Origin of the sequence: Neoroseomonas rubea (assembly GCF_016106015.1) — a bacterium.
GTDB classification, from domain to species: domain Bacteria; phylum Pseudomonadota; class Alphaproteobacteria; order Acetobacterales; family Acetobacteraceae; genus Neoroseomonas; species Neoroseomonas rubea.
The window spans coordinates 1-733 of record NZ_JACADQ010000710.1 but is presented as its reverse complement, the minus strand read 5'-3'; the positions used below and the strand labels follow the sequence as shown (position 1 = coordinate 733).

At 78.0% G+C, this 733-nt stretch carries 1 protein-coding gene; it reads left to right on the top strand.

Annotated elements, in window-relative coordinates; all coding sequences use genetic code 11:
- A partial coding sequence (locus HW577_RS25980) for a hypothetical protein (protein WP_198378955.1) occupies positions 1–733 on the top strand: 733 nt, incomplete at both ends.

Here is a 733-nt window from a genome sequence, read left to right as displayed (position 1 = left end):
GCCGCGGCGCTGGTCGCCGATGCCGGCGCCGCGCCGGGCCTCGACCTGGCGCGCGCCATGCTTGCCGAAGCGGATGGCAGGCGCGCCGAGGCGCTGGAGGGCTACGCCGGCGTGGCGCGGGGGCGTGACCGCCGCCAGCGTGCCGCGGCACTCCGTCGGACGGCGGAATTGCGTCTCGCCGCAGGCCAGATCGATGCCGCCGCCGCCGCCGGCGCGCTCGAACAGTCGCTGTTCGCCTGGCGCGACCCGGCGGAGGAGGTGGCGACGCGCCGCCGCGTCGCCGCGCTGCGGCTGCAGGCGGGGCAGGGGCCGCAGGCCTATGCGCTGCTCGATGAAACAAGCCGCCTGTTCCCCGACCGCGCGGCGGATCTCCGCCCCGAGCTTGCCGACGCCTTCGCCGCCGCGCTCGAGACCGCGCCGCCGCTTGCCGCCGCGACGCTGTTCGATGCCCATCCCGACCTGATCCCGACCGGTGCGCGCGGGGAGGCGGCGGTGCTGCTGCTCGCCGACCGGCTGGTCGCGCTCGACCTGACCGAACGTGCCTCCGCCATGCTGCGCCGCGCGATGGACGCGCCGGGCGCGCAGGGTGCCAGGCCTTCGATCGGCGCGCGCCTTGCTGCGCTGCGCGCGGCCGAGGGCGATGCGGTCGGCACGCTCGCGGCGCTCGACGGCAGCGAGGCACCGGGCATCGATCCCACGCTCACCGAGCGGCGCGCGCATCTGCGCGCCCGCG